Here is a 5,724-nt window from a genome sequence, read left to right on the forward strand (position 1 = left end):
CATCCCCCCGACCCCCTTCTCCCAAACTGCGGGAGAAGGGGGAGTCCTCAGCGCGGGGAAAGGCGGCGGCGCGGATTGGGATGCATCCTGCCTCCCGCAAGTGGCCCCCTCCCCCGGCCCCTCCCCCGCTGCGCAGGGGAGGGGAGAACTGCAACTAAGTGTCACGCTGAGTTGCAGTTCACCTCTCCTGCTGTCGGGAGAGGTCGAAAATCGAAGGGAGGCGTGACAGCAGTTCCGTCACGCCTCCCTTCGATTTTCGGGTGAGGGCCATCCGGGTAGGGGCCCCTCGCAAATCTCCGTCACGCACCCCCGGCCGCTGCCGCCGTCGCCTGCGTTTCCGCCGCGGGGTGCGCCTCCGCGGGGGTGGAGCCGGGCTTCTGCTGGGGCACGTCGAACAGGTAGTACATCTCGCCCACGCCCTCCTGCTTGAGCAGCACGTGCGAGACGTTGAAGACGGGGACGCCGCCCGGCGTGCGGCCGCGGAAGGTGCCGTGGTGCGCGTGGCCGTGGAACACCGCCGCCGCCTGGAAGCGGTCGATGGGCTCCACCAGCCGGTCGTTGCCCAGGAACGGGTAGATCTGCTCCGGCTCGCCGACCACCGTGTCGCAGATGGGCGAGTAGTGCAGCAGCACCACGCGCGCCGGCGTCGACAGCCGCCGCAGCGCGAACTCCAGCCGCGCCACCTCCTCCAGCGCGGTGGAGACGATCGCCTTGGTCTCCGCCTCGCCGAACGCGGTCAGCGTGAAGCGCCCGAACCCGCCGATGAACCCCTTCACCCCCGCGAACCCGATCCGCCCCTCCAGCTCGAACGGCTCGCCGTCCAGGATGTGCACCCCGCGCTCGCGCAGGATGGCCAGCCCCGCCTCGGCCTGGCCGCTCTCGTGGTCGTGGTTGCCCAGCACCGCCAGGATGGGGATGCGCACCTCGGCCAGCTCGCCGGCCACCACGCGGAACTCGGCCGGGGTGCCGCGGCGGGTCAGGTCGCCCGCCAGCAGCAGCACGTCGGCCTCGTCGTTGGCGCGGGCGAAGAGGTCGCGGAACTTCCCCGCGTCGTCCTCGCCGCAGTGGAAGTCGCCCACCGCGGCGATGCGCGCGATCCCCGCCCGCTCGCGGTCCTCGCGCCGCCGTCCGCCGGGGCGCCCGTCGAGCGCCGCGCCCGGCCGTGCACCGTCCGTCATCCGTCCTCGCCCTCGTCCAGGTCCTCGCCGCCCAGCGTGTCCGGCTCCGGCGCCGCCTCGCCCTGGTCCTGCATCTCGTGCGAGGCGATCTCGTCCCACACCTCGCTCTGCTTCAGCGCCAGCACCTCGGGATGGTTCTTCATCCGCATCGTGTACTCGGCCCGCAGGTCGCGGAACCCCCACTCGTTCACGTCGATGGCGAACGAGAAACGCGAGATCAGCGTGCCCCGCGTGGTGTCGTGCTCGCGGTCGCTCTCGGGGTCCACCAGCGCGTCGCGGTCGGCGCGCTCCAGCAGCTCGCGCAGCACCCACTTGGGCACCTGCGCGTGGTAGCCGGGATAGACGTAGCGGAACATCTGCACCTGGGCCAGGAGCAGCGGCCAGTGCTCGCCCGACTTGGCCAGCAGCCGGTTCCAGTCCATCACGTGGCCCATGGTCAGGATCAGGTGGGCGATGTCGGCCATGTCGTGCCGGTGCCGCTCGGAGATGAACAGCCGGTGCCAGATCAGCTCCTCGGGCGGGGCCACGCGCACCTGCGTGGCCGCGAGGATGGCGGGCTTGCTGTGCCGGTACCAGTCCTCGTCGATCAGCGCCAGCCCGTTCCCCATCCCGTAGATGATGTCAACGAAGTACGGATCGTCGAGCGCCTTGGCCAGCCAGTGGCTCTGCTCCAGCCGCGTGCGGAACCCGCCCGCCTTCAGCGCCTCCATGGCGGGGATGACCGCGCGCGGCTCGCAGAACAGGTCCAGGTCCTTGGTCTGCCGGTAGATCCCCGTGTGCTCGTAGATGGCGTACGCGCCGGCGACCACGTAGGGCACGCCGGCCTCGTTGAGGGCGTTGAGCGCGCGCTTGTAGATCTCGCGCTCGTCCTCGGGAATCCAGAACTCGCCGTGGGTGACGGACTTCCTCTCTTCCCTGGAGAGGTTCCGCATGCTGGGAAGCCGGAAGGCCGCCGGCTCGGTCTCGGTCCTGGTCATTTACCGTCCCCGTAAGTGTCTGTGCGGGGCGCAGGAGCAAGGATTGGACCGGATGGGAGGGGAGTGCGAGAGTGCGAGAGTGCGAGAGTGCGAGAATGCGAGAGTGCGAGAGTGCGAGAGTGCGAGAGTGCGAGAGTGCGAGAGTGCGAGAGTGCGAGAGTGCGAGAGTGCGAGAGTGCGAGAGTGCGAGAGTGCGAGAGTGCGCTACCCCGTGCGCACCTTCGCGCCTTCGCACCTTCGCGCACCTTCGCACCTTCGCACCCTTCGCACTTTCGCACTCTCGCACTTCCATCTCCGCACTTGCTCGCTGCGTGCGCGACGCCGACCTTTCTGCGCAGCCGCTGATTTCGCCGCCCTGACCGCTACCCGACCATGCTGGACGACCTGAAGAAGATGTTCTCGCAGGCGTGGGACTCGTTCATGTCCGAGGTCCGCATCCACGAGCCGGAGGACCAGATCGCCGGGCTGCTCGGCGCCATGCGCCGCGAGATGGTGGCCGTGCGCGCCGAGATCCCCGCGCTCGAAGAGCAGCACCGCGCCGCCGGGGCCGAGCTGGAGCGCGAGCGCCGCCGGCTGGACGAGGTCGTGCGCCGCGGCGGCATGGCCGAGCGCATCGGCGACGCCGAGACGGTGCGGGTGGCGAAGGAGTTCGAGGAGAAGCACCGCCGCCGCATCGCGGTGCTGGAGGAGAAGGTCCGCGCGACCAAGGCCGAGTGGGAGCTCCGCCAGCACGAGTCGACGGAGATGATGGCCAAGTACAAGGAAGCCGAGGCCAACCGCTTCGCCCTCCTCGGCGAGCTGCGCCGCCAGAAGGCGAAGGGCACCATCAACGCCGCGATGGGCGGCTCCCGCGAAGGCGACGACTTCGACCGTATGGCCGGAAAGATCGAGGATGACGCCGCCTACGCCGACGCGCTCGACGACCTCTCCGGCGAAGAAATCCCCCGCCCCCCCAACCCCGCCGACGACGTCGACGCGCGCCTCGAGGAGCTCAAGCGCCGGATGGGGATGTAGCGTCTCCGGCAGGATCGGGACAGGCGGGTAAACCCGCGGCTCGAACCTTGGGAAGCCTGCTTCGCAGGCTGCGGGGCCGCGAATGCCCGTTCGTCTGAAATTCGCACCGCCATAGCGTTCGCATGCGGTTGAAGCCCCGCGCAGTTTGCGGGGCTTTCCAATGTTCCAGCCGCGCCTTCAGGCGCCCGTGGGATACCTGGGACTCGCAGAAAAAAGCCCCGGCCCGATTCCTCGGGCCGGGGCTTCTCGTCTGCTCCGCGGTGTGCCGGCAACCGGTCAGCCGACCACCAGGTTCAGCAGGCGGTCGGGGACGAAGATCGTCTTCCGCACCTGCTTGCCGTCGAGGAACTTGCGCACATTCTCGTCGGCCAGGGCGGCGTCGCGCGCGGCGTCCTCGGTGATGCCGCGCGGCATGGGCATGCGCGCGCGCAGCTTCCCGTTCACCTGCACCACGAACTCCACCGTGTCGGCCACCGCCTTCGCCGGGTCGTACTCCGGCCAGCGGCCCGTGCGGAAGATCGAGTCCGGGTTCCCCAGCCGCGCCCACAGCTCCTCGGCCAGGTGCGGCGCGAACGGCGCCACCAGCCGCACCAGCGGCTCCACCGCCGCCCGTTCCGGCGTCCGCCCGCCCGCGCGCACGGTGTTCAAGTACTCCATCATCGCCGCGATGGCGGTGTTGTGCGACAGCGCGTCGATGTCCTCCGTCACCTTGCGGATCGTGGCGTGCAGCTTCTGCTCCACCTCGGCGTCCAGCGGCCGGTCCGTGGACGTCAGCACCGCGTCCCACAGGCGGTTCAGGAAGTTGTACGGCCCGCTGATCCCCGCGTCGCGGAAGTCGCCGCCCTCCTGGTACGGGCCCAGGAACATCAGGTAGGTGCGGAAGGTGTCGGCGCCCCACTGGGCGATGTAGTCGTCGGGCACCACCACGTTCCCGCGCGACTTCGACATCTTCGCCCCTTCCTTCACGATCAGCCCGTGCGCGCGGAAGCGGGTGAAGGGCTCCTCGAACTCCACCAGCCCCATGTCCTTCAGCGCCATGGTCACGAAGCGCGCGTACAGCAGGTGCAGCACCGCGTGCTCGTTGCCGCCGATGTAGCTGTTCACCGGCAGCCAGTGGCGCGTGAGCCCCGGGTCGAACGGGAGCGAGTCGTCCGTCGCCGACGGGTAGCGCAGGAAATACCAGGCGCTGTCGAGGAAGGTGTCGCTCACGTCCGTCTCGCGCCGCGCCTTCCCGCCGCATCCGGGGCAGGTGGTGATGTACCACTCCTCGTGGCGCGCGAGCGGGCTGACGCCGCTGGCGTCGGGCTTGAAGTCGTCGATCGCCGGGAGCAGCACGGGGAGCTGGTCCTCGGGGACCGGGACGGTGCCGCACGCGTCGCAGTAGAGGATGGGGATCGGCGGCCCCCAGTAGCGCTGGCGGCTGATCGTCCAGTCGTGCAGGCGATAGTTCACCCGCGCCTCGGCCAGCCCCATCTCCGCCAGCCACGCGGTGACGGCGCGCTTCGACTCCTCGACGTCCATCCCGTCGAACTCCCCGCTGTTCACCAGCGTCCCCGGGCCCACGTACGGCTCGGCCAGCGGCGTCCCCGCGTCCTCGCCCGGCGCGGCCACCACGCGGACGATGGGGAGGCCGAACTGCGTGGCGAACTCGAAGTCGCGCTCGTCGTGGCCGGGCACCGCCATGATGGCCCCCGTGCCGTACTCCATCAGCACGTAGTCGGCGATCCAGACGGGGATCTCCTCCTTCGTCGCGGGGTTCACCGCGAAGCCGCCGGTGAAGACGCCGGTCTTGGTCTTGTCCGTCTTCTTGCGCGTGACCAGGTCCTGCGCCGCGGCCTGCCGGCGGTACGCCTCCACCTCGTCGCGCTTCTCCGCAGTGGTGACGCGCTCGACGAGGGGATGCTCGGGCGCCAGCACCATGTACGTGGCGCCGAAGATGGTGTCGGGCCGCGTGGTGAAGACGCGGATCACCGGCTTCTCCGCCTCGATGGCCGCGGGCGCGTGCCGGTCCTCGGCAACGCGAGCGCGGGCGATGGGGAACTCGACCTCGGCGCCCTCGCTGCGCCCGATCCAGTTCTCCTGCGCCTTGCGCGTGCTCTCCGACCAGTCGATCCACCCCAGGTTGTCGAGCAGCCGCGCCGCGTAGTCGGTGATCTTGAAGAACCACTGCGACAGGAAGCGCATCTCCACCGGCGTCCCGCAGCGCTCGCACGCGCCGGCGATCACCTGCTCGTTGGCCAGCACGGTGTTGCAGCTGGGGCACCAGTTGACCGGCGCCTCCTTCTTCTCCGCCAGCCCGTGCTTGTAGAGCTGCAGGAAAACCCACTGCGTCCACTTGTAGTACTTCGGATCCGTCGTATCGACCGCGTGGTTCCAGTCGTACATGAACCCCACGCGCCGCAGCTGCTTCGTGAACCGCTCGATGTTGCGCGGGATCAGCTCCGACGGGTGCACCCCCTGCTTGAGCGCGAAGTTCTCGGAGTGGATGCCGAACGCGTCGAAGCCGATGGGCTCGAACACGTCGAAGCCCTGCAGGCGCTTGAAGCGGCCGTAGA

Annotated in this window: 4 protein-coding genes; 1 reads left to right on the plus strand and 3 read right to left on the minus strand. The window is 69.5% G+C overall.

Annotation, left to right across the window (positions count from 1 at the left end; all coding sequences use genetic code 11):
* Positions 1-299 precede the first annotated feature (299 nt).
* Together VF092_11890 and VF092_11895 are read right to left on the minus strand one after the other, a co-directional pair.
* Positions 300-1,178 carry a metallophosphoesterase gene (locus VF092_11890; GenBank protein ID HEX6747984.1) on the minus strand — a complete coding sequence of 293 codons (879 nt, stop codon included), beginning with the start codon at positions 1,176-1,178 and terminating at the stop codon, positions 300-302.
* The gene (locus VF092_11895) at positions 1,175-2,155 is read right to left on the minus strand and encodes a hypothetical protein (GenBank protein HEX6747985.1); all 981 of its coding nucleotides are present in this window, start codon (positions 2,153-2,155) and stop codon (positions 1,175-1,177) included. The genes VF092_11890 and VF092_11895 overlap by 4 nt, the downstream gene beginning before the upstream one ends.
* A 372-nt stretch (positions 2,156-2,527) precedes the next feature.
* On the opposite strand from VF092_11895, the gene VF092_11900 reads away from it, so the two are divergent.
* Positions 2,528-3,169 carry a hypothetical protein gene (locus VF092_11900; GenBank protein ID HEX6747986.1) on the plus strand — a complete coding sequence of 214 codons (642 nt, stop codon included), beginning with the start codon at positions 2,528-2,530 and terminating at the stop codon, positions 3,167-3,169.
* A 276-nt stretch (positions 3,170-3,445) separates the two neighbouring features.
* Here VF092_11900 and leuS read toward each other — a convergent pair.
* On the minus strand, positions 3,446-5,724 hold a 2,279-nt coding region (leuS, locus tag VF092_11905; protein HEX6747987.1), incomplete at its 5' end, for a leucine--tRNA ligase.

Origin of the sequence: Longimicrobium sp. (assembly GCA_036377595.1) — a bacterium.
GTDB lineage: Bacteria > Gemmatimonadota > Gemmatimonadetes > Longimicrobiales > Longimicrobiaceae > Longimicrobium.